General features: G+C 69.1%; 18 protein-coding genes. 7 read left to right on the forward strand and 11 right to left on the reverse strand.

Going from position 1 to position 25749, the window contains the following annotated elements; all coding sequences use genetic code 11:
• Window positions 1-18 precede the first annotated feature (18 nt).
• The gene (locus ACZ7LV_RS27570) at window positions 19-618 is read right to left on the reverse strand and encodes a peptidase inhibitor family I36 protein (RefSeq protein ID WP_471943058.1); all 600 of its coding nucleotides are present in this window, start codon (window positions 616-618) and stop codon (window positions 19-21) included.
• A gap of 180 nt (window positions 619-798) precedes the next feature.
• On the opposite strand from ACZ7LV_RS27570, the gene ACZ7LV_RS27575 reads away from it, so the two are divergent.
• Window positions 799-1845, forward strand: a complete 1047-nt coding sequence (locus ACZ7LV_RS27575) for an ArsR/SmtB family transcription factor (RefSeq protein WP_471943060.1) — start codon at window positions 799-801, stop codon at window positions 1843-1845.
• Window positions 1846-1906: 61 nt separating this feature from the next.
• Here the strand turns inward: ACZ7LV_RS27575 and ACZ7LV_RS27580 are convergent, their stop codons facing one another.
• The 3 genes from ACZ7LV_RS27580 to ACZ7LV_RS27590 all read right to left on the reverse strand — a co-directional run bounded on the left by ACZ7LV_RS27580 (window position 1907) and on the right by ACZ7LV_RS27590 (window position 4236).
• Window positions 1907-2452, reverse strand: a complete 546-nt coding sequence (locus tag ACZ7LV_RS27580; protein ID WP_471943062.1) for an MOSC domain-containing protein — start codon at window positions 2450-2452, stop codon at window positions 1907-1909.
• A 243-nt stretch (window positions 2453-2695) separates the two neighbouring features.
• On the reverse strand, window positions 2696-3466 hold the full coding sequence (locus tag ACZ7LV_RS27585) for an SDR family NAD(P)-dependent oxidoreductase (protein ID WP_471943065.1): 771 nt from the start codon (window positions 3464-3466) through the stop codon (window positions 2696-2698).
• Window positions 3467-3630: 164 nt separating this feature from the next.
• Window positions 3631-4236, reverse strand: a complete 606-nt coding sequence (locus ACZ7LV_RS27590) for a TetR/AcrR family transcriptional regulator (protein WP_471943068.1) — start codon at window positions 4234-4236, stop codon at window positions 3631-3633.
• Window positions 4237-4612: 376 nt separating this feature from the next.
• On the opposite strand from ACZ7LV_RS27590, the gene ACZ7LV_RS27595 reads away from it, so the two are divergent.
• Both ACZ7LV_RS27595 and ACZ7LV_RS27600 read left to right on the forward strand, forming a co-directional pair.
• The gene (locus ACZ7LV_RS27595; RefSeq protein ID WP_471943069.1) at window positions 4613-6019 is read left to right on the forward strand and encodes an amidase; all 1407 of its coding nucleotides are present in this window, start codon (window positions 4613-4615) and stop codon (window positions 6017-6019) included.
• Window positions 6020-6063: 44 nt separating this feature from the next.
• Window positions 6064-7053, forward strand: coding sequence for an SLAC1 family transporter (locus ACZ7LV_RS27600; RefSeq protein WP_471943070.1), 990 nt, complete (start codon window positions 6064-6066; stop codon window positions 7051-7053).
• A gap of 435 nt (window positions 7054-7488) precedes the next feature.
• Here ACZ7LV_RS27600 and ACZ7LV_RS27605 read toward each other — a convergent pair whose 3' ends face one another.
• Complete coding sequence (locus ACZ7LV_RS27605; RefSeq protein ID WP_471943072.1) at window positions 7489-8244, reverse strand: class I SAM-dependent methyltransferase; 756 nt, start codon at window positions 8242-8244, stop codon at window positions 7489-7491.
• Window positions 8245-8740: 496 nt separating this feature from the next.
• Window positions 8741-9655 carry an MBL fold metallo-hydrolase gene (locus ACZ7LV_RS27610; RefSeq protein WP_471943074.1) on the reverse strand — a complete coding sequence of 305 codons (915 nt, stop codon included), beginning with the start codon at window positions 9653-9655 and terminating at the stop codon, window positions 8741-8743.
• Window positions 9656-10068: 413 nt separating this feature from the next.
• On the opposite strand from ACZ7LV_RS27610, the gene ACZ7LV_RS27615 reads away from it, so the two are divergent.
• A complete protein-coding gene (locus ACZ7LV_RS27615; RefSeq protein WP_471943076.1) occupies window positions 10069-10299 on the forward strand; it encodes a hypothetical protein in 231 nt (76 codons plus the stop codon).
• A gap of 153 nt (window positions 10300-10452) precedes the next feature.
• Here the strand turns inward: ACZ7LV_RS27615 and ACZ7LV_RS27620 are convergent, their stop codons facing one another.
• The 4 genes from ACZ7LV_RS27620 to ACZ7LV_RS27635 all read right to left on the reverse strand — a co-directional run bounded on the left by ACZ7LV_RS27620 (window position 10453) and on the right by ACZ7LV_RS27635 (window position 15483).
• Window positions 10453-11127 (reverse strand): TetR/AcrR family transcriptional regulator, encoded by a 675-nt coding sequence (locus tag ACZ7LV_RS27620; RefSeq protein WP_471943078.1) that lies wholly within the window; start codon window positions 11125-11127, stop codon window positions 10453-10455.
• A 39-nt stretch (window positions 11128-11166) separates the two neighbouring features.
• Window positions 11167-12126, reverse strand: coding sequence for an SDR family oxidoreductase (locus ACZ7LV_RS27625; protein ID WP_471943080.1), 960 nt, complete (start codon window positions 12124-12126; stop codon window positions 11167-11169).
• A gap of 77 nt (window positions 12127-12203) precedes the next feature.
• Window positions 12204-12947: an SDR family oxidoreductase gene (locus tag ACZ7LV_RS27630; RefSeq protein ID WP_471943082.1), complete on the reverse strand. Its 744-nt coding sequence runs from the start codon at window positions 12945-12947 to the stop codon at window positions 12204-12206.
• 145 nt (window positions 12948-13092) lie between these two features.
• Complete coding sequence (locus tag ACZ7LV_RS27635) at window positions 13093-15483, reverse strand: SpoIIE family protein phosphatase (protein ID WP_471943084.1); 2391 nt, start codon at window positions 15481-15483, stop codon at window positions 13093-13095.
• 399 nt (window positions 15484-15882) lie between these two features.
• Between ACZ7LV_RS27635 and ACZ7LV_RS27640 the strand changes: the two genes are divergently transcribed.
• Complete coding sequence (locus ACZ7LV_RS27640) at window positions 15883-16425, forward strand: GNAT family N-acetyltransferase (RefSeq protein WP_471943222.1); 543 nt, start codon at window positions 15883-15885, stop codon at window positions 16423-16425.
• Window positions 16426-16526: 101 nt separating this feature from the next.
• Here the strand turns inward: ACZ7LV_RS27640 and ACZ7LV_RS27645 are convergent, their stop codons facing one another.
• On the reverse strand, window positions 16527-19544 hold the full coding sequence (locus tag ACZ7LV_RS27645) for a glycosyl hydrolase (protein WP_471943086.1): 3018 nt from the start codon (window positions 19542-19544) through the stop codon (window positions 16527-16529).
• Between the two features lie 223 nt (window positions 19545-19767).
• Here ACZ7LV_RS27645 and ACZ7LV_RS27650 point away from each other — a divergent pair, with 223 nt between their 5' ends.
• Window positions 19768-22338 carry a glycoside hydrolase family 127 protein gene (locus ACZ7LV_RS27650; RefSeq protein ID WP_471943088.1) on the forward strand — a complete coding sequence of 857 codons (2571 nt, stop codon included), beginning with the start codon at window positions 19768-19770 and terminating at the stop codon, window positions 22336-22338.
• A gap of 41 nt (window positions 22339-22379) precedes the next feature.
• The gene (locus ACZ7LV_RS27655) at window positions 22380-25748 is read left to right on the forward strand and encodes a glycosylhydrolase-like jelly roll fold domain-containing protein (RefSeq protein ID WP_471943090.1); all 3369 of its coding nucleotides are present in this window, start codon (window positions 22380-22382) and stop codon (window positions 25746-25748) included.
• Window position 25749: the final 1 nt, after the last annotated feature.

Raw genomic sequence — 25749 nt, forward strand, 5'->3', positions numbered from 1 at the left:
GGACCGCCCGCCTGGCCGTCAGGTCCAGCAGTTCCTGACGTGCCAGATGGGCGTCCAGTAGTAGCTGTCGTCCGAGCTGTAGGGGGCCTGGGTGGTGTAGGCGACGCCCCCGCTGCTGTTGTAGAAGGTGGCCCGTGTACCCGGGGTCTGGTCATTGATCCACGAGCCGTATCCGGCCCACGGCATGGAGCGCTTGGCGCAGGCGTACCAGTAGTAGTAACTGCCCTGGTAGACCTCCTGGCTGTACACGCAGAAGTAGCCGCTGTAGACCGCTCCGGTCAGGCAGGGGTCGGCCGCGGCGCGCGTACCCTGCCCAGCGGCGAAGTCTCTCGGGCGGTCTTCACCGGGGATGGCCACGAGGAGCGTGGCGCCGTCCACCTCGATCTTGTTGAGCGCGACCTGCTTGCCGCCCGTCTTCTTGAGGTAGCGGTTGACCTCCGACTTCAGTGCCGAGGTCTGGGCGGCCGTCAGGTGTGCGTCTCGGGCCTGATCGGCGAACGGCGCTGCGGATCCGGACGACGTCACGTCGTTCGCCGGCGCGGCTGCCACGGTCGTGGCACCGAAGCCGAACAGGGCACTGGCCGCCGCGACGGTCACCATGAACAGACGACAACGCATGGGTCGTTCTCCTTCCGTCGATCGCGGTCCCGCCGAGCAACCGGGACCGCGGTGATGTCTCAGCGAGAGTGGCAGCGACCCGATTTGACCGACAAGAACATGTCATAAGGGCCGAAATACGCTGGTCAGCCTGCGTACTGGGTGCCAATAATCAGCAGTACGGTGGCAACGGGGAGGGCTATGGCGCTCAGGCTGCACTTCACAGCAGAGGATCTGTCCCGCATACGGACGGTCTCGGGCCCCGATCCCGGCTGGGAGATCGTACTGAGCGTCACACAGCTTGCGGCCACTCAGGCGCCGGCGGTCTTCGGTCCCTGGCGTGCCGCAACCAGGGCACGCCTGCGGTTCCTGCGGACGCCTCACGTGCGTCTGCTGCGGTATCTGGTTCCGCAGACAGGTGACTTCCCCGACTTCCTCACCCCCGTCCAATCCGCCCCCTGTCTGGAGTCCACGGTCGGCGCGGTGCTGTCCACGCCCAAGGAGCGGCTGAGGAAGGACTTGGCTCTGCTCCCCAACCCGCCTGACTGGGCCCGTACTTGGACCCGCACCCTGGCCGATGCCGAGCGGACCGCGCTCGCCGCGATCGGTGACGCGCTGCACGACTACCACAACGCTGCCCTCGCTCCGGTGTGGCCGCGGCTCCAGGCGCTGGTCGACGCCGATCGGGCCCGACGCTCCCGAGCCCTCATCGATCACGGTGCCGAAGGTCTGCTGCGCAGCCTGGGTCCTACGTTGCGCTGGCGCTCGCCGGTGTTGGAGTCGGACTACCCGGTCGACCGCGACCTCCATCTTGAGGGGCGTGGACTCCTCTTGGTGCCCTCGGTCTTCTGCTGGCGCACACCTGTCACGTTCGTCGACCCCGAGCTCTGCCCGGTCCTGGTCTATCCGATTGCCCAGGATCCCGGCTGGTGGCTACCGCCGGCCGATCGCGCGCCAGGAAAGGGAGACCGACTCGCCCACTTGCTCGGGCACAGCAGAGCCACCGCTCTCCGCGTGATTCAGGACGGCTGTACGACAGGCGAACTGGCCCGTCGTATCGGCGTCACCGCCTCCACCGCCAGCCAGCACACCGCCATATTGCGCGAGTCGGGTCTGATCCTTTCGGTCCGGTATCGCAACACGGTGCGTCACACGCTCACGCCGCTGGGCATCGACCTGATCAGCGTCAACCTTGAGAAGCAGCCAAGGATCGGCGGCAGGGCAAGGAGGGCTCCGGCACACCCGTAGCGGCGACGCCTGGCCCTGGGCGACGCCCCGGAGTGGCTGACGAGCTCGTGCACGGTACCAACTAGACGCGCTCCAAAGGCTGGTGTGGGAGCGGCGGCAGTTCCACGTCGACGGTGTCGCCAGGGCGTACGACTCCCCCGCGGCGCACCACCCCCATCACGCCGCTCTTGAAGGTGAACTCGCCGGACAACGGATCCATGGCGAACATCTCCGCGAGCAGTCCTGCACGGAAATCGTTGATCTTCGAGCAGGGGTTGCGCAGGCCCGTCACCTCGACCACCGCCCCGTCGCCGAGGTGGAGCAGAGTGCCGGTCGCGAGGCCAAGAAGGTCGACGCCGCGAGTGGTGATGTTCTCGCCGAGCTGGCCCGCGGCCACCTGAAAGCCCTTGAGGGCGAACTCGTCGAAGAACTCCTCGTGCATCAGATGGACTTGTCGCAGGTTGGGCACGTCGGGTTCGTAGGTCATGCGGAACTGGTGCCGGATCGTTCGTCCCGCGTGCACGTCCCCCTCGACCCCGAGCCCGGCGAGCAGGGTGACGGACGGGTGGTTGGGCTTGCTGAAGGAGTACGTCGCATGACGGCTGACTGCCGTGACTCGGCCTTTCATCCTGCCCTCCCGTCCGTGCCACTCCCCGGAGCTTAACCACCCGCGCGCTGGCCGAGGACGGTTCTGTCCCATCGCAATGCATGCCCACAGGCCACGTGAAGCCGCTCGGCGATGCCCCTGGTGTTCACGTGCGAGCGTGTCCAAACGAGCGCTCAGGAGCGTTGAGAGACTTTGGAGCACCCACCGTCGCGCCGAGGGTGTGCCGCCGCTGCTGGCGGCGACGGCGACGCGGACCGCGGGCCTCTACCAATTCAGCGGCGCGGCGAGAAACGGCGTGTGGTCGGGTGCTTCTTTGTGTGCGCCCAGGATGTTCTTCGCGCTTTCACCGACGGGGATGCGGAAAGGCGCTTTGTCACCTTCGGCGACCACAGCTGTCACGATGTCGGCGACCTCCAGGACTGAGACAGGCGCCGCGCGGAACGGGCCGATTCTGTCCAGAAGGGGGCGGTAGGGGTCACCGCTGTCGAGGTACACCTGGGCGCGCTCAGCGCCCCCGGAGGCGACCGCGGGCGGCTCGATGACGTGCACGGACACGCCGAAATGGCCGGACTCGATGGCCAGTGTCTCGGCGAAGGCCTCCAAGGCGTGCTTGGTCGCGCTGTAGGCGCCGATCAAAGGGATGACCAGACGGCCCTGGATGCTCGACATGAAGATCAACTGCCCTGACCCGCGTTCACGCATCTGGGGCAGGATGCCCTGTGCGACGCGCAGGGCTCCGAAGACGTTGAGCTCGAAGAGGTCCCCCAGCGCGGTGAGCGGGATCGTCTCCAGCGGTGCTCGCACGGTCGCCCCGGCGTTGCTGAGGAGGACATCGACGTGGCCGGCCTCGGCCAGCGCTTGGTCGACCGATGCCTGGTCGGTGACATCGAGTCGCAGTTTCTGTGCCACCGGCAAGTCTTCGAGCATCGACACGTCGCGGGCCGTGGCGATGACCTCGTGACCCTCTTCGTGCAGTGCTATCGCACTGATCCTTCCGATGCCTCGGGATGCTCCAGTGATGAGTACGCGCGTCATGAGTGGAACCCCTCTTCCCTCTGGTGGGCGGCGTGACCAGATACTATGTAGGTCAGCATACATAATGATGGGGATCAACGGTCCGGATCGGTAGTCCGACCGGAGGCGATGTCGACTGCGGCGCGGCCGCACTGAAGCCCGGCCCACGGCCGGACCGACGCGCTTCAGGTGCGGCCGGGCTTGAGGCCCTTCGGCGACACGCTTGCAGCGTGGCCTGCCAGTACGGCGCGTACCGAGTCGTACGGCGTGGGACTTCGCAGAGCGCGGGAGGTGATCATCGCCCCCTGGACGCCTGCGATCACAGTTTCGGCGAGCGTTCTCGCGGAGGCGCGCTCCACACCGAAGGCGACGAGGTGGAAGGCCATGCGGTCCGTCATCTCCGAGAAAGCCCGGCGGGCGGTTTCGGCGAGCTCGGCCGAGTCCTGCGTGGCACCTTCGGTGATCAGTGGGGCGACGCCGCAACCTCGCCCGTACTCGCTTGCGATCATGCCCTCTCGGCCCATCCCGATGAAGAGTTCGATCAGCTGAGCTGCGGATTCGGCCTGGCCGGCGGCTCTGTCGATGATCTCCACCTGTTCGAATGCGTGGGCTTCAGCAGCTTCGACGGCCAGCTGCGTCTTGCCGCCGGGGAAGTGGAAGTAGACCGAGCCGCGGGACGTACCGCTGAGCCCCAGCACGTCGGAGAAGGCCGTCGCGTTGTAGCCGCGCTGGCGGATGAGCTGCTTGGCGGCCTGCACCATCTTCTGCTTGGCATCCGTCCGCTTCCCCATCCTGCACCCTCTCCTCGTGTCATGTATGGTGGCCTACATAGTACCTGTTCGCGGGTGAACCCCGAGAATGTGGTCACCCCGAGGAGGTTCTCCTCATGTAAATCCTCCCTGGTCCGCGGCAGGACGGCCCCTGTCCAGCGGCAGTCTCACGGGCTGTACGCAGGGCGCTCCTCACCGTGTACGCAGGAAGCGGAGGACGACACCGTCCCGCCGATACCCGATGGCGACTTCACCTTTGAAGTACCCGCTCCTGCAGCGGCGCCCCCTCACAACAGATTCGAGAGGCTCCGCGCGGGCGGCTCGCGCGGATCGTGGGCTCCCGGGCGTATGCACCGGTCTCCTCGAAGGGATGGACCGGTCCGGAAAGGAACGCATCATGACCACCGAACTCCATTACCTTGACGCGAGCGAACTCGCAGAGCTGATCCGTACCGGGAAGGCTTCCTCGGTCGAGGTGGTGCAGGCGCATCAGGACCGGATCGCGGCCGTCAACCCGCGGCTCAACGCGATCGTCACGCTCGTCGATGGCGCGCTCGAGGCAGCGAAGGCGGCGGACGATGAGCTCGCGGAGGGAGGGGAAGTGGGGCCGCTGCACGGCGTGCCGTTCACAGCCAAGGACTCCTTCGACACCGCCGGCGTACTCACCCAGCGTGGCTCCCCCATCTTCGCCGGGCGCGTCCCCGACACGGATGCCACCGCCGTGGCGCGCATGAAACGTGCAGGCGCGATCCTCCTGGCGAAGACCAATCTGCCGGAATTCTCGTACTGGATCGAGTCCGACAACCTCCTGACAGGCAGGACGAACAACCCCTGGGACGTCAACCGTTCGCCCGGCGGTTCGAGCGGCGGCGAATCCGCCGCGGTCGCGGCCGGAATGTCGCCGCTCGGACTCGCCACGGACTTGTCCATCTCGGTGCGCGGTCCGGCAGCCGACACCGGTGTCTCCTCCTTCAAACCGACGCACGGACGCATCCCGATGACGGGAATCTGGCCGCGCGAGCCCCGCCGTAACTGGCATGTCGGCCCCATGGCGCGCACCGTCCGTGACCTCGCACTCGCCTACGCGCTGTTGGCCGGCCCCGACGGCGCCGACGGCTTTGCCACCGTCCCGATCGACGTCGACACAGGCCTGGGCGGCCATCCCAACCGACCGCTACATGTGGGCTGGCTGGTCGACTCGGGACTCGGCCCGACCGACCCGGAGGTCTCCGCAACCGTCCAGGCAGCCGCCGACGCCCTGAAGGGAGTAGGGGCCCAGGTCGACGCCGTGAGTGTCCCGGCCTTCGAGCGGGACAACCCTCTCGAACTCTGGTCCGAACTGAGCATCATGGAGGTGAAGCCGGCCTTCCGCCAGGTCACCGCGGGCCACGAGGAGCAGATGTTCAGCTACTCCAAGTTCGTCGCTGCCCTGCCTGACACGTCCGTGGAGGACTTCGTCCTGGCCGAGCAGGCCGTCGAGCGCCTCCGGGACGCAATGGCGGCGTTCTTCCAGCAGTACGACATCCTGCTGCTCCCAGTGACGACGATCCCCGCTCATGGGCATCAGCTCCAGGACTTCACGGTCGAGGGCCAGACCGTGGGCCCCTTCCACGTGAGCTCTACGACCGTTCCCTTCAACCTGACGGGACATCCGGCCTTGTCGATGCGGTTCGGTACGAGCGGCGACGGCATGCCGATCGCTGTACAACTGGCGGCCGACCTGCACGCGGAATCGACGGTCCTGCACGCCGCCTCGCTGCTGGAAACGCTCAGCCCGGTACACGGCCGGCACCCCGTCATCTAGCAGGCACCGGACACACCCCGCAACAGGACTCCCGAGGCTGAGCCATGTCCACAACCAGCACGCCGACCCGAACAGCAGCTCACTCGTCCGTCCCCGACGTCCTGGCGCCCCCGGGCATCTCAGCGTTTCAGTTCGGGATACCCCTCGGGCTCGCGGGACTGGCCGGCAGTTGGAGCGCGGCAGCCCTCGAACTGAACGCGCCGGCTTGGCCCGCCGAATTGTTCTACGCAGCCGGCAGCGTCCTATGGATCGTTCTCACCGTCCGCTACGCCGCCGGAAGGCTCCACCGGCGCCCGGCGCGTGGCGCCCGTCCGGGGCACCGAACAATCGATCCCTTCGCCTCGCTCATCCCCCTGGTGGCAGTGCTGCTGACCGCGCACTACACCCAGGACGCCTTCACCCTCTTCGCTTGGCTGTGCGGCGCAGCAATCGCGGCCCAGGTACTCCTCGCCGCGTGGCTCGTCGCCCGCTGCATCAACGGTGACGTACCGCTCGACGCTTTCCATGCGGGCTACTTCATCCCACTGGCGGCCGGACCCAACATCGTCAGCATCGGTCTCTCCACGATCCATCAACACCTTGCCGCGCTGGCGGCCGCCGGTGCCGGACTGTTCTTCTGGGTCGTCATCACCACGGCCATTCTCGTCCGCGCCATCAGCGGCGAGAGAACACCACCCGAGATGAAACCCGGCATGGCCGCCTTCCTCGCCGCCACTGCCACCACGAACCTGGCGTGGATCCTCGCCCATCCCGGCCGGCTTCAGGAGACCCAACAGCTCCTCACCGGCGTTCTCCTCGTCATGCTCCTCGCCCAGATCTTCCTTCTGGGCGAGTACGGCAGGCTCCGCTTCAGCCAGGCATGGTGGATCTTCACCTTTCCCCTGGCCGCAACCGCCAACTACGTGGTCCGCTGGATGGCGACGACGCACGTCCCTGGCTGGAACATCTGGTCATGGTGCGCACTCGCCCTCACCACCGCGTTCATCCTCTACGTCGCCGCCCGCACCATCTCAGCCTCGGTACGCACGGAGTAGCGTGATCATCATTTACGGGAAGTTATGGGTGGATGCTGCTGACCGCGACGCATATCTGGCCGGATGCTCTGAGGTCGTCGAGCAGGCATGTGCCGGCCTCGGGTGCCTTGATTTCGCTCCGTTGGTGCTGTCGGTAGTTGGTGACGTCAGTTGTTCGTGAAAGCTGACACACCATCGGGGTAGCGGTGTCAAGCTGGATGTGCTCAGTTAAGGAGCACCGCCGATGCCGCCTGGCCAGTCGAAGGTCGAGCTGTACGCCGCGCTGCGGCGCGACTCAGGCCCTGACCACGCCGTCACCCCGGATCTACCGCCGTCTGATCGACGAGCACTCTTCGTCCGAGGCGTTGCGTTGACCACTGGAACCCCCACCGATGAGAGGGCGCAAGCATCCTGCGGGCAACCGAGCGCTCCGGCCAGGTACTGAGAGTCCGGTGTTCATACCTTGCTCGCGACCACCATGTAGTTCTCGGCCTTAAGATCGAACGTGCTCAGTTCCGTTTGGAGTCCGACCCGGTGCAGATCGACTTCGAGTTCCTCGTACCGGTAGGGCCAGCAGGACAGCAGTTCCGAGCGGACAAGAACCAACCCGGTCGCATCAACTTGCGCGATCGCAATCTCGATGTGGTGCTCCTCCTCCCAATGCGGCGCAATCTCCCAGCGGTAGACCACGACGGCATCGCGACCGTTCCGGCGGACGAGTCGGTCACCGATCTCCAGCCGGGAACCTCTGGCCCTCACGAGTTCCCAAGTGCGGGATGTGAGTACCAAGCGCCCGCCGGGGCGCAGAAGCCGTGACATCGACTCCAGAGCAGCACCCCTGCCTGTCGCGCCCGCGGCATGGTGAAGCGAGTTGCCAACGCAGAACACCATGTCGAACGTCTTGTCCTGGAAATGGTCAGGCAACTCTTCCCAGTTCGCCCGTACGGCCCGGACGGATGCCCCGAACTCCTCGGACAACTCCGCAGTCCGACGAACCATCACCTCGCTGGCGTCAGTTGCGACAACCTGCATGCCACGACCGGCGAGGCCAACCGCCAACTGTCCGGTGCCGCACGAACAGTCGAGGACGTGAGCGTTCGACGGCAGGAGATTGAGGACGTCGTCGAACGACGCAGCGAACTCGGCTGGAGGCAACTTTGCATCCGAGATGAGCCATTCGTACACCTCGGCAAGCACGTCATAGCCCGTCACAACCACTACCTCCGTCACGCGGCAGACTCACGGTAGGACGTCAGTCCATCAGCGAAGCAAGCCGGGCACCAATGGGTTTCCGCAAGGATGGCTCTGACGGTGTTTGTGTGTTGTCAGTTGTCCGTCTGAGTGAATGTCACCGGCTGGTTGGCTGGGAAGTTGTTCGTGAGAAGTAGTGTCACTCGCGGGGTTGCGGTGGCAAGGTGAATGTGCTGTCAGGCGCGAACTCGCGCGCTAAGCCATCCCCACACCATCCGGACTGCCGTCAGAATCAACCAACATCCGGCCGACCCGAGGCCACGAACCGCCGTCAACCATCAGGGCCAAACGACGTGCGCATTCACGGTCAAGCCACTCTGTCGGCAGACCTGATCGGGCCGGACCGGATCAATGTGTACGAACGCTGGGAGTCGGACGAGGCGCTCGCCCGCTTCCGTGGTGAACGCCGGTCCCTGCGGGGCTGCCGCCTGATGAGCGTAAGTGGCAGACCGCTCTCTCAGTAGTCCCAGACGACCGGTACGAATCGGAAGGCGTTGCCGTCGACCGCCACGTGGCAGACGGACGGGAAGGGCAGGTGGGCGCCGACCAGTTGCTCGCCGCGTGACGCCAGCTCTGTCAGGAGACGGATCCGGACGCGAGTTGTCAGTTCGGGGTCGTGGTCGAAGCCGTTGTGCCAGTCGGGTTTGTCGAACCCGGGCTGGAACAGAGCATCGCCGGCGAACGTCAGTCGGTCGCCGCCGGACTCCAGGCGGACGATGCTGTGGCCGGCGGTGTGCCCGCCCGTACGCTGCATCACCACTCCTGGTGCCACCTCGTACTCGGTCTCGAACGGCTGCAACTGGCTGCGGTACACGTCCAGGAACCGCGCGGCGGTGGTGCGCAGCACGTCCGGGACAGGCGTCGGCATGACCGTGCGGGAGAAGTCGGGCGCGGCCCAGAACTCGGCCTCGGCGGCCGCCAGGTGGACCCGCAGGTCCTGGCGCAGCCGACCTCTCAGCCCTTCGACGAGCATTCCGCCGACGTGATCCATGTGCAAGTGGGTGAGCACCACGTCGGTGACGGATGCGGGATCGATCCCGGCCGCCTCCAGTCGCGTGGCCAAGTGCCCGGCTCGCTGGAAGCCAGGAAACTCCGTCCCCAGACCGGAGTCGATGAGGATGGTCTGGCCGCCGCTGCGCACCACGCCCACATTCAGTGGCCAGTTGCACACCTCCGGCGGAAGGAACATGTCCTCGAGCCAGGCAGCCAGGTCAGACTGGGTGGCGTTGGTGGCATACGTGACGCTGGGGATGGCCATCACCCCGTCACTGATCACCAGCACGTCGATGTCGCCGACCTTCAGCGCGTAGCGCGACGGAACCAGTTCGTCATGCCCCGGCGCCTCGGTGTGTGCGGTGTGGACATGGCTCATGCTCTACTCCTCTTGAAGAGAGTCGCCCGAAGACATCGACAGCGCCACGGGCCGCACTCTCCAGTCGTCTCCATGACCGGAACGGCTGCCCGTTTTGGGGCATTGAACCCGATTGTGCCATCTGCTCCACTCCCTCGCCCTCAACGCCGTCAGACGTGTCGTTGCCTGAGCAAGTAGATGGGGAGGCTTTTGTCCCCGCCCACGACCACACCGTCGCCGAATAGTCGAAAACCTACGGGTACTCCGCCGACCACCAAGTCGTCGGTGGGAAGGACGCCAAGGGCCGCACCACGCCATCGCCGACGGCCCCTGGCGTGACACCAGGCTGATCCTCCCTCAACGCCGTGAACGCGGTCAGGCAGAACCACCGGCCTCGAAGGATGTGCACAAGGCTTCCGCCAAACTCACCGCGCATGAGTGATGTGTTCGCCGTGGCCCTGGCCCTCGACCTGGCGCCTACGGTGCCAGGTGCCGTTCTCGACCACCTGCGTCGGCATCTCGGCTTCGACGACGCGGGTGCCGGCAACGGGGCGGTTGAAGATGTGCCGGAGTTCGTTGCCCTGGCGGCGGGCCCCGGCCCGGCGGTGCGTATCCCGGGGAGTTCTGATGGCGGAGCTTCTTCAGACGACGCCAGTGGTCTCTGACGGCTCGGCAGGAGATGCACGCCGGGTTCCTCCCTCAACTCGACGCTCTGGTGGACTCTTCGTCAACAGATCAGGGACGCTCGTCAGGATGCACCTGCGCGCCGGCGATCCGCCCTCGTAGCGACTGGCGAGAGAGCTGCGGGGCTGCACGGTCTACGCTTCGGCCGGCTTGTCCTGTGAAGGGGGCGCGGGTGACGGGGCGGGCGGGAGGGCGGTGGGTGGTGTGATGCCGTCGATCAGGTTGGTGACCAGGGCGACGACGAAGTCGTCGGTGACGGGCTCGTCCGGGACCAGCATCCGGTGGTAGACGGCGCCCCAGAGCTGATCGACGAGGACCTGGACGTTCACCTCCTCCCGGATCTGGCCCTGCTGCCGGGCGCGCAGCAGCCGCTCGCCCGCAAGCCGTCTCCGCTCCGAGGAGTACATGGAGCGGAAGGCGGAGGCCAGGTCGTCGTCGGTCTGGGACTGGCCGATCAGTTCGGTCACCACCCGTCCGGCCGGTGTCCGGGTCAGTATCCGCGCGAACGCACGCAGTTGGCTCGTGAGGTCGGCGCGGATGTCGCCGGTGTCGTCGAAGGCGAGGCTTTCCTCGACGGCGTGGAAGTAGCCGTCCAGGGCGAGGGCACCCTTGGAGGGCCACCACTTGTACAGCGTCGTCTTGCTGACGCCGGACAGGCGGGCCACCCGCTCGAATGTCAGGTCGGCGATCCCCTCGCTGAGAAGCACCTCTCCGACCGCGCGCAGGACATCGGCCCGGACCTCGTCGGCCGGCCGCCGCCCCCGCCCGCGGGCCGGGCGCGCGTCGCCGCCCTCGGCCTGCTTCGTCACGTCGTCTCTCCTTCGAAGCGTTCGGCTGGTCAGGCCAGTCTAGGAAGCCGGACGTCCGGGCCCGGAGTGCGACGGCACGGTGCGCCCACCTTCCGGGACCGAGGGCCGCGCTCCGCGAACCGTGAGGAGTTCACCGAAGCCGAGTCGTGTGACGAACTGCTCCTGGGCGTGGCGCAGGACCTCGTTGACCTCCTCCACGCCGGCCTGGCTGAAGTCGACCACGGTGCGGAAGGGGCGAGTGCCGACCGGAAGGGCGAGAACGCGTGTGATCTCCTCGGCGACGGCACGCGGATGGGCGTCCACGCCGGGCGGGAAGAGGGCCTCGGTGGCGGCCTCGTTGCGGGCCACCATCGCGTCCAGTGGAGCGTAGGCGTGGGCGCGCTCGTCGTCGGCGGCGTGGCCGGCGTTGGGGAAGTGCTCGGTTCCCTGGGTGAACGGGCCCGGCATCACGATGGTCGTCTCTATGCCGAACTGGCTCACCTCGTACGCCGTGACCTGGGCGAGGGCGTCGGCGGCGAACTTCGATGCCACGTAAGGGCCGAGGAAGGGCGGGACCACCACCGAGGTGGTGCTGCCGACGTAGAGGAGGGTGCCGGAGCGGCGGGAGCGCATGTGCGGCAGGGCTGCCCGGTTCACGCGCTGGATGCCGAGCGTGTTGATGTCCAGGAGGCGGTGGATGTCCTCGGGCGTGAACGCCTCCACGTACCCCACGTAGAGGTGTCCGGCGTTGTGGACGACCGTGTCCAGCCGGCCGGCCTCGCCGATGACGGTCGCCACGGCCGCGTCGACCGAGGTATCCGACTGGACGTCGAGCTCGACGACGCGGATGTCCTGCCCCTCGCGGCGTGCGAGGGCGAGGAGTTCCTCGGCGCGGGGAGCGTTACGGCCCCCGACATCGCGCATGCTGGCGTAGACGGTGTGGTCGGCAGCGGCGAGGGCACGGGCGGTGAGGTTGCCGATGCCGGTGGCGGCGCCGGTGATGAGAACGACGGATGACACGGGTGGTCTCCCTTTTCAACGAACGGATTTACGAGGTGGGGGGGGAGGGCGGTGGTTGCGGTGGCGCGGCGGCTGCGTCAGGCGAGACCGCCGTTGGCGTAGAGGACCTGGCCGTTGATCCAGCGGGCAGGTCCGGCGAGGAAGGCGACGGTTTCGGCGATGTCCTGCGGTGCGCCCAGTCGCTCCAGGGGGGTGGCCTTCGCGAAGTTGGCGACGGCGGCTTCGTCCTTGCCCTCGAAGAAGAGCGGGGAGGCGACCGGGCCGGGTGCGACGGTGTTGACGGTGATGCCCCGGCCGCGCAGTTCGCGGGCGAGGATCAGCCCGATGCTCTGGGCGGCGGCCTTGCTGGCGACGTAGGCGCCGTAGGTCGGGAGCTGGGTGCGGGTGACGGACGTGGACACGTTGATGATCGCGCCGCCGGCGCGGACGCGGCGGGCTGCCTGCTGGGCGACGACGAAGGTGCCGCGGATGTTCGTGCGGTGCATCCGGTCCAGATCGTCCAGATTCAGTTCGGCGATCGGCGCGAGCACCATGATTCCGGCCGCGTTGATCACCACGTCGATCCCGCCGAAAGCGGACTCGACGCTGTCGAAGGCCGCTCCCATGGCGTGCTCGTCCGCCACGTCTCCGCCGACGGCGATGGCCTGGCCACCGGACGCGGTGATCTCGGCGACGAGGGATTCGGCCTTGGCCTTGTTGCCGGAGTAGTGCACGGCGACGGCGAACCGGTCCGCGGCGAGCCGCTCGACGACTGCCTTGCCGATCCCGCCGGAACCACCGGTGACGAGAGCGACACGTGGGGTGGTGTGCGTGGTGGTCATGAGACCTTCTCCTGCTCCGCTCGATATGAACACTGCGTTCATATAAGCATGAAGTGAACGCAGCGTCCATATCTCGCGGCAAGATTCTCTCCTCGACGGTCGATGTCGCTGGGGTGCGTGCGCTTTCAGGCAGCAGTGGCCGTTGTCAGCCGGCGAGGTCCAGTTGCTGCTCCGCCCAGATGATCTTCCCCTCGCGGGCGTGTCGGCTGCCCCAGCGGGAAGCGAGCTGCGCTACCAGGAACAGGCCGCGGCCACCCTCGTCGAAGGTGTGGGCCCGCCGTAGATGGGGAGCGGCGCTGTTTCCGTCGGCGACTTCGCAGACCAGAGAACGGTCCTTGATGAGGCGCACGTGGATGGGGGCGCGTCCGTGGCGTATGGCGTTGGTGACCAGTTCGCTGACGATCAGCTCGGTGGAGAAGAGCTTGTGGTCGAGGCCCCAGGTGCTGAGCCGGTCGCTCGCCTGGTCCCGTACGGTGGCCACCGCCGAGGGATCGGCCGGCACCTCCCAGTGGGCGATGTCGCCCTGGTCCAGCGTGCGAGGACGGACCGTGAGGAGCGCGGCGTCGTCGCGCCCGCTGTCGGGCAGAACCGCGGCGAGGATGTCGGCGCAGACGGCCGTGGGCGAGGTGGAGCAGGAAGAGAGGCACGCCTGGAGTCGCGCGATGCCGTCCGTGAGGTCCTGGTCGCGGGATTTCACCACCCCGTCGGTGAAGAACACCAGGAGCGAGTCTTCGGGCAGGGTCACTTCTACCGATTCGAAGGGCAGTCCTCCCAGCCCCAAGGGTGGCCCAGCCGGAAGAGTGAGAAACCGGCTGCTCCCGTCCGGCAGCACCAGCAGGGGTTCCAGGTGCGCTGCCCGGGCGAGGGTGCAACGACGGGACGTCGGGTCGTACACCGCGTAAAGGACCGAGGCTCCGAGCTCCGGTTCGGGAGTGTGGGGCTCCGTCACCTGGTCCAGCCGGTTCACGATGTCGTCCACCCTGGCGAGCACTTCCTCCGGTGGGAGGTCGATGTCGGCGAGCGTGCGGACCACCGAGCGCAGCCGCCCCATGGTGGCCGCCGCCCGTACACCGTGCCCCACGACATCGCCGATGACCAGAGCAACCCTGGCACCGGACAACGGAATCACGTCGAACCAGTCACCCCCGACCCCGGCCGCCAAGTCGGCGGGGCGGTAGCCGTAGGCAGCGTCGACCGCGTTCTGAGCAGGTGGTTCACGAGGAAGAAGGCTCTGCTGGAGAGTCAGGGCCGTGCTCTGTTCACGCTCGTAGTTGCGTGCGTTGTCGATGCACATCGCCGTGGTCTCCGCGAGTTCCTCGACGAGGAGCAGGTCGTCGGAGTCGAACGGCACTTCATGGCGCAGGAACGTCACGACACCGAGCGTTCTGCCTCTGGCGGTGAGGGGAGCGCACATGGCCCCGCCCCGTCCGTCCAGGTCACGGTCGGACCTCAACTCGGGCCACGTGGCTGCCGCATGTGGCAGCTCGACCCGTATGCCTCGGTCCTCGAACAGCGCCCTGCCCATCAGGGTGCTGTGGTCAAGGCTGTGCCAGGGGCCCGTCTCGTGTCCGTCCGCGGTTCGGGGGCCTGTGCGGACCTGCTCGGGGTGTCGGCTGTGCATCGCGGCGAGTCGTACCGACATCGGGTTGTCGGAGTTCGAGCGGTCGGTGCCCCATGCCTCGGGCAGCAGGTGCACCATCGCGACATCGGCGAGATCGGGCACCGACAGTCTGGTGAGCTCCCGAGCCGTGGTGCACACATCGAGGGAAGCACCTATGTGGCGGCGAGCTTCGTTGAGCAGGGTGAGCCGCTGACGGGCCCAGAATTCCGCGGAATTGTCCCGGGCCATCGAGCACAGGGCCACCACGATCCCGTTCCGGTCCCGGACGGGGTCGATATGGATCACCCACTCGTGCCGTCGGGTCTCCCCCGGCACTTGTTCGTACGTGAGGACCGACTGCGTGACTCCGGTGTCACGGGCCTGCGCCAGCTTCTCCTCCACCGCGCGGTGCTGACGGTCCGGCGTGAGGATCTCCGTGAGGCGCCGCCCCCACATGTGGCTGAGACTCATGTCGAACAGTTGGCAGGTGCGATCGTTGGCCCAGAGAATGCGCAGTTCAGGGGTGTACACGACGATGCCGGCGGACGATTGCGTCCAGGTACGCCCCAGCGGGGCGTCGCACTCCTCGGTAGCCGTCGACGGCCCGCTGAGGAACCAGATGGTGGACTTCCCCTGGGCGAGCGCGGGCTCCACCAGGACATCCAGTTCCACGGCGTGTCCCGCCTCGTGCTGGAAGACGGCCCGGTCATCCCACCGGCGGGCTTGGAGACCCGCTGCCATGGCGTCGCGCCGGCCGGCCGCCACCAGGTTCAGCACGGGCCGGCCGATCACCCGATCTCCGCGGTAACCGAGAACGGCTTCGGCTCCGGGGCTCCAGCCGTCCACGTGACCATGGGCGTCCACGGATATGGCTGCCAGCCGCTGCGTCGCTCGGTTCCTGCCCGTCCCCCCGGATTCCGTGCCCGCTGTGTGCATGTCCGGACCATTCTGTTCACTGCGGTGGTATGGGAGTGCCCTGGTCAATGCATCCACGGTACGACGAGGCGTGGGGAAGAAAAGTGCGGCTAGCGGTACCTACGGCGCGCCGTCTCCCGCAGCCTCCCCTACCCCGCAATGTGGCCGAGGAGACGCTGCGGCCGAAGCCTGTCATCACTTCGCCGGCTGTACCCGCACCGCGGTGTGCACACAGAAAGTGGTGCACGGCTGCACACCGTGATCGGCAAGGCTGTATGGGCCCCCCACGGCCCCTGCACCGCCGGACGACCTGGTGCGCAATTGCCTCGCGCCTGATCCGCCCCGCGATCTACGCTCGCGGCCATGACGTCACACGATGCGCCTGAAAACTCCCGGATCGCTCCCTCTGGTGCCGGGCTGGTGATCCGGCAGGAGACCGTTGACGATCACCGAGATGTGCGCGAGGTTCATACGCGCGCCTTCGGCGACAGCGAGCGGGTTCCCGGGCTCGTCGAGGCACTTCGCGTGGCGAAGGCCGCATCGGCCCCGATGTCCTTCGTCGCTGTCGTCGATGACCGGGCCGTCGGTCATGTCCTGCTGAGCGCGGCGCGTTTGGACGCACCGCGCCGGATCGTGGACGTCCTGACGCTGTCACCGCTGGGCGTGCTCCCGGAGTTCCAGGGTCAGGGCATCGGGACGCGGCTCATCGCCCACGCCCTCGACGCGGCCGAGAGGCAGGGTGTGCCGTTGGTGTTCCTGGAGGGTTCGCCGCACTACTACGGTTCACGCGGCTTCGCGTGTGCCGGTGCGGTGGGCTTTCGTTCGCCATCGTTGCGCATCCCTGAAGCCGCGTTCCAGGTCGCCCGGTTGTCCGCTCACGAACCCTGGATGACGGGCACCTTCGTCTATTCAGAGACCTTTTGGGCCTTCGACTGCGTCGGTCTGCGCGACCCCGAGGCCTGAGCGGCTGCCCGACTCGACCTCATCTTCGGGACCCGCCGGGCGCCCCGGATGAACCCGGAGCACCTGGCGGTCGTCGACCGGCCCTCCCGGGCCAGGTCAGGTCAAATCAGCGGTGCGCGCCCGTACGGCACCAGGCGTACCGGCCCCACCAGCCCGTAGTTCTGCCGTTTCGCTCCGCCGAAGACGGACGGGTTCGCGACCCGAAGCCGGTTCAGCAGCGTGGTCGCCACCTCCACCTCGACGGTGTTGGCGCCCCGCCGCAGGTAGGGGCCGACGTCGACACGTGGCGTCAGCTGGTCCGCCGGTGGGAGCCGGTGCCCGTTCACGGTGACGCGGAAGGTGTCGAAGACCTCACCCAGGTCGAGGTGGGCCCCGTACCCGCCCGTCCAGGGTGTGCCCAGGTGCACGGTGGTGCGGTAGCGGCCGATGCCCGACACGTCTTCGAGACCGGGGATGGCGGGCCAGCCGGTCAGGGCGTCGAGGGTGGCGTCCCGGCGCGGCTTGAGGGTCTGGGAGGGCCGGTCGCCCGGCTGCCAGTCCTCGACCCTGAGGGACCAGCGCGTCAGCGGAATCGGCTCGGGCAGCCCGCCCAGGACGGTCTCGACGGACCGGCCGTCGTGGAGAGTCGTACGGTACGTTCCCGGACGGACGTCGCGGATCTCCGGGCTGCCGCCCGCGCCGCGGACCACCTCCGCCGCCTCGCTGGACCGGACCGACAGGTGCGGGCGGTCCCCCCACGCGCCCGGACGGACCAAGGCGATGATCGCGGTCGCGCCCGGCTCCAGGGTGAGACGCAGTCGGATCCGCCCGTCCTCCGTACGGGAGTACGACGCCAGCGGCTCCACCGCGCCTGTCCAGGCGTCGAGGCGGTAGGGCACCGCGTCCGGCCGGCGTGTCGTGAGGGTGACGTCGTGGTCGAGCCGGGTGGTGGCCGAGTTCTTGGTCACCGAGTCGACGGCGAAGAAGAAGTAGTCGGCCTCCTGGTCGGCGCGGTGGGCGTGGACCAGCCATGAGCGCTCGGCGTACTCCACGTCGCGGCGCAGACCCAGTGCCGCGATGGCCTCCGGCACGTACGGCCGGTCCGGGACCGCGCGGACCTTCGGCAGTGCCAGGAGTTCGGCGAGCAGGGCGCGCAGCCGTTCGTTGTCGCCGGGTCCGGCGAGGCCCGGGACGCGGGCGTCGGACCAGTCGCCGATGACGATCAGCGGCAGACCGTCCCTGGCCCAGCCGATGAGTTTCTCGGCGACGTCGATCTGCATCGTGCGGTCCTTGCCGCTCAGGACGTCGCCCTCGATGACGAGTGCCTTGAACGCCGGGCCCTCCGGAGCGAGCCGTCCGTCGCGCACCTTCGCGGACGGCAGGTCGAGCAGCCGTGGGCTCAGGAAGAGGTGCGTCCAGCCCACGGGCACGCCGTCGGCGGTGAACCACGGCGCCCCGAGTCCCGTGCCGGCGGGGCCCTTCTGTCGCAGGATGCCGATGTCGGCCTTGTTGACACCTGTCTGGAGGATCAGCTGGGTACGGCTCAAGTAGCCGGCGATGTCGCGCACGTGGCCCCAGGTCGGCTGCCGGGGCCCCCATGCCTCGCCGTATCCGCCGCTGCCGTTGTACGGCGAGAACGCGGCGAAGCCGGGCCAGGCCGCGCCGGGGGCCTCGGCGTAGGCGAAGCCGTGGAGGACGGCCTGGTTGACCCCGGCCGCGTACTGGACGACCAGTTTGCGCAGTGTGGCGTCCCACGTCGTGCCGTAAGCGCCGCCCGCGGTCGCGCCCGCCTCGTTGGACAGGATGTGCTTGCCGCCCATGTCGCGGCCGCCGGCCAGGCAGCGGAAGTCGTCGGCGTTCTTGAAGCCCAGCGACTCGCCCTCGGAGATGTCGAGCACGGCGGCGGCCCACATGGAGTCGGTGCCCGGGCCGTACGGCTGCACGCGCAGCCGCAGGCCAAGGCGGTGGGCCCACTCCTGGAACGGCTTCAGGTGGTACTCGACGTACAGCTCGGAGAGCACCTCGACGACGTCGCGGCGTACCGCCTTGTCGAGGTCCGGGCCGAAGGCGTGCACCGGGTCCTCGTCGCGCTCGACCACGGTCGCGAGGTAGGGCAGCAGGGAGTAGCCCATGCGTTTCTCGAACTCGGCCGGCAGGGCGGGCGTCCACATCGTCTCGTCGGTCTCCAGCTCGATGGAGTCCTCGAAGAGGGCGCCGCCTGTCTCGCGCAGCAGCTTGCGGGTGCTGGGCGGGAGGAGGTGCCGCTCCCAGAAGTCGAGGGCGGCGCGGCTCCCTTCGGTGCTGAAGTGGTCGATGACGTAGCTGAGCGGGTCGGTGTGGTGCGGGCCCTCGGGCCGTTGGCCGGAGCCGCGCTGCCAGTAGGCGATGACGAGCCAGGACGCGCCGTCGTCCGGTGCCGTCCAGCGAAGCTCTCCGCCGGTCACGGCGTCGGTGATGTCGGTGACCGTGGTCGGGTCGAGCAGGACGGGCCGGGCGGCGGCGTCGGTGACGCGGATCGCCTGGACCAGCATGAGGTGCTGCTGGGTGACGCCTTCGGCGGGCGGGGTGCCGGGGGCGGGGGGCGCGCCGGTGAAGCTCTGCCCGGCGGTCAACGTGACCGTCCCGTGGGCGAGTTCCTTCACCGCGCCCGGGCTGTCGGGGGTGATCGAGGGTACGGAGTTGGGCCACGCGGGTCCCAGGGTCAGGTCGACGGTGATGTCCCGCTTCTTCGCCTGCCGCAGGGCCGCCTCGACGGCCTTGACCCAGGCGGGCGTTCCCCAGCCGTGGCGGACGGGGTCGATGGTGTCGCCGCCGCGCATGCTGTGGGTGACGGCGGCGATCTCCACTCCACCGAAGCCGGCGGCCGCGATCTGGTCGATCTCGCGGGCGATCTCCTCCATGTCCACCAGCGCGTCCGGCCACCACCAGCGGAACTTCGGGCGTACGGCGGCGGCGGGAGCGGCGAACGCGCGCGGTACCCCGTGGGCGAACACGCCCGGCACCCCGTCCCGTCGGTCCGTCGCGGGAGCGTGTCCGGCGGGCGGTGCCGCGCCGGCCTCCGCGGCCGTGGCCCAGGGCAGGACCATGGCGGCTCCGGCCGCGCCTCCCCTCTTGAGCAGCGCTCGTCGCCTCAGGCTCACGCCGGCCCCCTTGCTGTGCGCACGTGACGCACCAATGGTTTAAACGATTCAAGAAGTTCGGCGGAAACATACGTGTTCGACTCAGCCGCGGCAAGGGGTCGAGTCACCGGAGCCAAACTTTCCCTTCAAGCACGCCCCTTGACCGGGTTCACAGTGTGGCCCCAGAGTGACCGTCAGCTCTCCGAAACGTTTCAATCACGTGGGTCAAAGGAGCTCTTTCTCAATGCCCTCACATCCGCTGACGCGGCGTCATGTCCTCGCGGCCACAGGTGCCGTCACCACTGCTGCCGCCCTGGGATCCGCGGGCACGGCCACCGCCGCCGGCGCCGCGCCGGCGCTCGTCGCACCCGCCGCCGCGGGGCATGTCGCGCGCCGCCCGGCGCTCTCCTCGTTCCCCCTGAGCGCGGTGACGCTGCTCGACGGCCCCTTCCGCGCCAACATGCGCCGAACCTGCGCCTACCTGCTCGCCGTCGACCCCGACCGGCTGCTGCACACCTTCCGGGCCAACGTGGGTCTGCCTTCCACGGCCGAGCCCTGCGGTGGCTGGGAGGCCCCGACGGTGCTGCTGCGCGGCCACACCACCGGCCACCTGCTCTCCGGTCTGGCCCTCGCCCACGCGAACACCGGCGACGAGGCCTACGCCGCCAAGGCCCGCAGCATCATCGCCGTGCTCGCCGAGTGCCAGGCGGCCGCGCCGGGCGCCGGATTCTCCCCCGGCTACCTCTCGGCCTTCCCCGAGCAGGTCTTCGACCAGTTGGAGGCCGGAGGCAAGCCCTGGGCGCCGTACTACACGATCCACAAGATCATGGCCGGGCTGCTCGACTGCCATCAACTCGTCGGCAGCGCACAGGCGCTGGACGTGCTGCGCGCCATGGCCGGGTGGGTCGAGCGGCGCACCGCGGCGCTGCCCCATGCCACGATGCAATCGGTGCTGAAGGTCGAGTTCGGCGGTATGAACGACGTCCTGGCGCGGCTCCACCAGGACACCGGTGACGCCGACGTCCTGAGCACCGCGCGCCGCTTCGACCACAAGGAGGTGTTCGGGCCGCTCGCGGAGGGCCGCGACGAGCTCGCCGGACGCCACGCCAACACCGAGATACCGAAGATCGTCGGCGCGGTCCACACGTACGAGTCCACGGGCGACAGACGGTACCTGCGGCTCGCGGAGTACTTCTGGCACACGGTCGTCAACGACCACTCGTACGCCATCGGCGGCAACTCCAACCAGGAGTTCTTCGGCCCGCCCGGCGAGATCGTCAGCAGGCTCTCCGAGGACACCTGCGAGAACTGCAACAGCTACAACATGCTCAAACTGGGCCGACAGCTCTTCCTGCACGACCCGGGCACGGCCGCCTACATGGACCACTACGAGTGGACCCTGCTCAACCAGATGCTCGGCGAGCAGGACCCGGACTCCGCCCACGGCTACGTCACCTACTACACCGGGCTGTGGGCCGGTTCGCAGCGGCAGCCCAAGAGCGGGCTCGGCGCCGCCCCCGGCAGCTACAGCAGCGACTACGACAACTTCTCCTGCGACCACGGCACCGCGCTGGAGACCCAGACGAAGTTCGCCGACACCGTCTACGCGCACACCCGCGACGCGCTGTACGTCAACCTCTTCATCCCCTCCGAGGTCCGCTGGGACGCACGCGGTGTGACGGTGCGTCAGGAGACCCGGTACCCGGACGCCGAGACCGTCCGCCTCACCGTCGTCCGGGGCGAGGGCAGCTTCGCACTGAAGGTGCGCATCCCCGGCTGGCTCGCCGGGCGGCCGAGGTTGCGGGTCAACGGCCGAACGACGGACGTCGGCGCCCGGCCCGGCCGTTACGCGACCCTCGAACGGCACTGGCGCGCGGGTGACGTCGTGGAGCTCGCCCTGCCGATGGAGCTGGTCCGCCGCCCCGCGCCCGACAACCCGCACGTCGAGGCGGTGACGTACGGCCCCTTGGTGCTCGCCGGAGCCTTCGGCGAGGTCAAGTCGCCGACGATCCCGGCGCTCGATCCGGCGTCGGTCCGCCGGGTGCGGGCGGACACGCCGGAGTTCACGGCGGTCGCCGAGGGATCGACGGTGCCGCTGCTGCCCTTCCACCGGGTCCACCACCAGCGCTACAACGTCTACTTCGCCGTACCCCCGCGTCGGCGGCCGGCCCGCGAGGTGGCCCGCTTCACCTTCGACCGCGGGGACGGCACCGAGTCCACCGGGACGTTCCCGGCCGCAGTCCTGGCCGGTGGCGCCCGGTGGGCCCCGCACGACACGAGGCGCGACGGCGTCCAACTGGACGGAGTGGACGGCCATGTCGTCCTGCCGCCCGGACTGATCAAGGGCCTTGCCGAGCTGACCGTCAGCGCCTGGGTCCGGATGGACACCCTGGTCAACTCTGCCCGCGTGTTCGACCTGGGCTTCCACAAGGGCACGTACTTCTTCCTGGCCGCACGCACCGGATCCGGCCGTGCCCGCGCGGCGCTGAAGATCGCCGGCATGGAGGGCGAGGACGTCATCGACGCCCAGGGGCCGCTGCCCCAGGGCCGCTGGACCCACGTCGCCGTCACACTCGCCCCGGGCCCGCGCGGACGCACGGGCGGCGGCAGCGGAGTGCTCCACATCGACGGAGCCGAGGCCGGGCGCAACGACGCGCTGGTGATGAGCCCGCTGCTGCTCGGCGCCACCACGCGCAACTACCTGGGGCGCTCGCAGAACACGACCCACCCCTTCCTGCACGGCGCGATCGACGACTTCCGGGTCTTCAACCGGGCCCTGTCCCCGACGGAGATCGGCGCCCTCGCCCGCGTCTGAGTCCCGTCCGCCCTTCCCAGCCGCTGAGGAGCGAGCCCTCGATGTCCACACCCATGCCCGAATTCGACGTGAGCAGACGCACCTTCGTGGTCGCCGCCGGGGTCGCCGCCGCCGCGGTCGGAGGCGCCTTCCCGGCATCCGCACACTCCGGCCCCGGGTCCGCCGCCTGGGCGTCGGGCTTCAGCCCTGCCGCCTTCGCCGCCCCGCCCCGCGACAGCCGCCCCACCGTCTACTGGTACTGGAACGGCCCCGTCACACACGAACTCGTCGACCGGCAGATGGCGGACCTGCGCGACAAAGGGATGTACGAGGTCGTCCTCTTCCCCTACGACAACGACGAGATGCGACCGGTCTTCTTCTCCGAGGAGTGGTTCGACGTCGTCGGGCACGTGCTGGAAGAGGCCGAACGCACCGGCATGCGGGTGTGGATCTTCAACGACAACCACTTCCCCAGCGGACGCGCCGCCTACCTCGTCGCCGAGGGCGGCACCGTCGGCTCGCGCACCTACCGTCCGCGTCCCGAACTGCGCCTGAAGGGCCTGTGGCGGTCCACGACCGTCGTCGAGGGGCCGGCCCGCGTCGATCTGCGCGCGACGACGGGCGTCGGCGTGACCGCGGGCAGGCTCGTCGCCGACGCGGCGGTGCTCGCCGGGGCCGCCGTCGTCCGCGGGGGCGACGGCTGGACGGACTACGACGTCACCGGCAACGCCAAGACCGAGACCGGCTCCGTCGGGCTCGTCGTCCGCGCCTCGGCGACCGGCGCCGACGGCTACGCCGTGGAGTTCGACCAGACCGGAGTCGTCACCGTCTTCCGCCTGACCGGCGGCAACGCTCAGGAACTGGCCCGGAGCAGCCGCACGGACGGCTTCAACCGCACCAAATTCCACGCCTTCGCCGTCTCGGTGCGCGGGGCGACGATCTCCGTCACCCTCGACGGCCGGGACAAGGGGACCGTCACCGACGGCACCCACCCGCGCGGCGGCGTCGGCGTCCGCGCCGTCGACGCTCAGCGCGCCCTGTGGGAGGACCTGTCCGTCACGAGCGCCGACGGCGGCGCGCTCCACGCCTCGGACTTCCAGGACCCGGCTTCGGCAGGCGCGTTCCACACCCGGCAGGTTCCCGCCGCCGCGGCCGCGCCGGTCGCCGCGACCGCCCGCCCCGTCGGCGTGGCCGACGCCGACGCACTGAGGGAACTCACCGCCGACCTGGCGTCCGGGCGTGCCTGGCAGGCGCCGGCGGGGCGCTGGCAGGTCGACCTCTTCGGCGGCGCCGCGCTCATCGACGACTCCCAGGGCTATACCCGCGCCTATCTCGACCTGCTCGACGACGAACCGGCGGAGCTGCTGCTCGACATGGTGCCGGGCGAGTACCACCGCCGCTTCGGCCGCTACTTCGGCACCGTCGTGCCCGGCTTCTGGGACGACGAACCGTTCCTCGCCTCGGCCGGACCACACCCCTTCAAACGGCTGCCCTGGTCGCCGACGCTCGCCGCCGCCCTGCGCGACACCGGCGCCGACCCCGGCAAGGCGTACGCCAGCGCGTTCGACGATCTCGGCGCGGCGGGGCAGATCCTGCGCGGCAGGTACTGGCGGGCGGTGTCCAACCGGTTCGCCCAGTACTTCGAGAAGCAGGCCCACTGGTACGCCGACCGCCGCGTCCGGCTCATCACCAACCCGCTCTACGACGAGGCGGGCCCCGCCAAGCGCATCCTGTCGACCGGCGACCTGCACAAGGTCAACCAGTGGGCGCAGGTGCCCGGCGGTGACGTCATCACCGCGGAGTACGTGGCAGGGCAGCCCACCATGGACCCGCGCAACCCGGCGTCGGTGGCGCACCAGACCGGGCGTGAGCGCGTGGTCATCGAGGCGTTCGGCAACATGGGCTGGCAGGTGGCACCGGAGTTCGTGCACGCCCTGCTCGGCGCGTTCGCGGCACGCGGCTGCAACCTCACCGTGCTGCACGCGCTGTGGACCAACGAGGCGAGGGTGTTCTTCCCGCCGCCGTTCGGCCCCCGCGCCCCCTGGTGGTGGGCCATGCGCCCGGTCGCCGACTGGATCGGCCGCGTCATGGAGGTGGCCCGCGGCGCGTCCGCCGCCCGCAGCGCCCTGCTCCAGCCGCAACGAGCGGCCGAGCAACTGACGGGCACCGAACGGCAGGACGAGCTCGACGCGGCGTTCGCCACGGCGGCCTACGCCCTGGAGTCCGCGCAGGTCGACTTCGACCTCGTGCACGAGGGCGCGCTCGCCGACGACCCCGACCTGCTGCTCCACGCCCGCGTCCAGGGTGGCCGGCTGGCCGTCGGCCGAGGCCGCTACGACCTGGTCGTGCTCCCCGAGACGCCCGTGCTGGAGGCGGCGGCCGTCCGCGCCCTGACCCGCTTCGCCCGCGACGGCGGCACCGTGATCGCCGTCGGTGCCCTGCCGGAGCGGGAGGCGGCCGGCCACGACGGTGACCTACGGCGCGCCTTGGACGACCTGTTCGGACACCGACGCGCCGTCAGCGTGACGGAGGCCCGTGAACTCGCCTCGCTCACACGGGAGTTCGCGGCAGCCGTCCTCGAACCGGCCGCACCTGCCGTACGGGTCCTGCGGACCACACGAGGCAAGGACGTCGCGTTCCTGTTCAACAACGAGAGCGCCACGCCCGTCGACACCTGGGCCACCCTGCCGGCGCGCGGAGTGCCGGAGTGGTGGTTCCCGGCGGACGGCTCGACACGTCCCGCGCCCGTTCATCGCACCGCCGCGCGGCCCGGTGACGGCGTACGCGTGCCGCTGCGACTCGGCCCGTACGAGACGGTCGCCGTCGTCTTCCGCGGCGGCGAGGGCAAGACCCGGCCGCACCTCACGGAGGCCGGAACACTCCAGGTCACCTCCGTCACCGCACACCGCGGGGCACTGCGGGCCGTGGCGGTCGCCACGGCACCCGGCACCTACTCCCTCACCGGCACCGACGGCCGCCGCACCTACCGTGGCACCGCGCGCGTCACCGACCCGCTGGAGCCGGTCGCGCTCGACGGGGACTGGACGCTGACGCTCCACCAGGACGGTGCCCAGCCCGTCGTCCGACCGCTCGGCAGCTGGAGCGACATCGCCCGGCTGTTCTCCGGCAGCGCCACCTACACCAAGGACGTCACCCTCGACGCCGCGGTCCTCGCCGGCCGCCGGATCCAGCTCGACCTCGGGGCCGTCCGCGAGGTCGCCGAGGTCACCGTCAACGGCACCACACTGCCGCCCGTGCTGTGGACCCCGTACGTCGTCGACGTGACCGAGGCCCTGCGCCCCGGCGTCAACCATCTCGCCGTCCGCGTGTCCAACACCCTCTCCAACGAGCGCAACAAGCCGCTCCCGTCCGGGCTGCTGGGCCCCGTGTTCCTGCGCCCCCGCCGCCCCGTCACCGTCGACCTGCACTGAC

The sequence above is a fragment of the Streptomyces sp. NPDC107562 genome (genome assembly GCF_055657325.1).

Coding starts and splice junctions, on each gene's coding strand:
- ACZ7LV_RS27610 (WP_471943074.1), bottom strand. CDS start 9,655: ATGAGCCATGTCCACACCGCACACACCGAGGCGCCGGGGCATGACGAA.
- ACZ7LV_RS27655 (WP_471943090.1), top strand. CDS start 22,380: ATGTCCACACCCATGCCCGAATTCGACGTGAGCAGACGCACCTTCGTG.
- ACZ7LV_RS27585 (WP_471943065.1), bottom strand. CDS start 3,466: ATGACGCGCGTACTCATCACTGGAGCATCCCGAGGCATCGGAAGGATC.
- ACZ7LV_RS27575 (WP_471943060.1), top strand. CDS start 799: ATGGCGCTCAGGCTGCACTTCACAGCAGAGGATCTGTCCCGCATACGG.
- ACZ7LV_RS27580 (WP_471943062.1), bottom strand. CDS start 2,452: ATGAAAGGCCGAGTCACGGCAGTCAGCCGTCATGCGACGTACTCCTTC.
- ACZ7LV_RS27635 (WP_471943084.1), bottom strand. CDS start 15,483: ATGCACACAGCGGGCACGGAATCCGGGGGGACGGGCAGGAACCGAGCG.
- ACZ7LV_RS27595 (WP_471943069.1), top strand. CDS start 4,613: ATGACCACCGAACTCCATTACCTTGACGCGAGCGAACTCGCAGAGCTG.
- ACZ7LV_RS27590 (WP_471943068.1), bottom strand. CDS start 4,236: ATGGGGAAGCGGACGGATGCCAAGCAGAAGATGGTGCAGGCCGCCAAG.
- ACZ7LV_RS27630 (WP_471943082.1), bottom strand. CDS start 12,947: ATGACCACCACGCACACCACCCCACGTGTCGCTCTCGTCACCGGTGGT.
- ACZ7LV_RS27600 (WP_471943070.1), top strand. CDS start 6,064: ATGTCCACAACCAGCACGCCGACCCGAACAGCAGCTCACTCGTCCGTC.
- ACZ7LV_RS27570 (WP_471943058.1), bottom strand. CDS start 618: ATGCGTTGTCGTCTGTTCATGGTGACCGTCGCGGCGGCCAGTGCCCTG.
- ACZ7LV_RS27615 (WP_471943076.1), top strand. CDS start 10,069: ATGAGTGATGTGTTCGCCGTGGCCCTGGCCCTCGACCTGGCGCCTACG.
- ACZ7LV_RS27650 (WP_471943088.1), top strand. CDS start 19,768: ATGCCCTCACATCCGCTGACGCGGCGTCATGTCCTCGCGGCCACAGGT.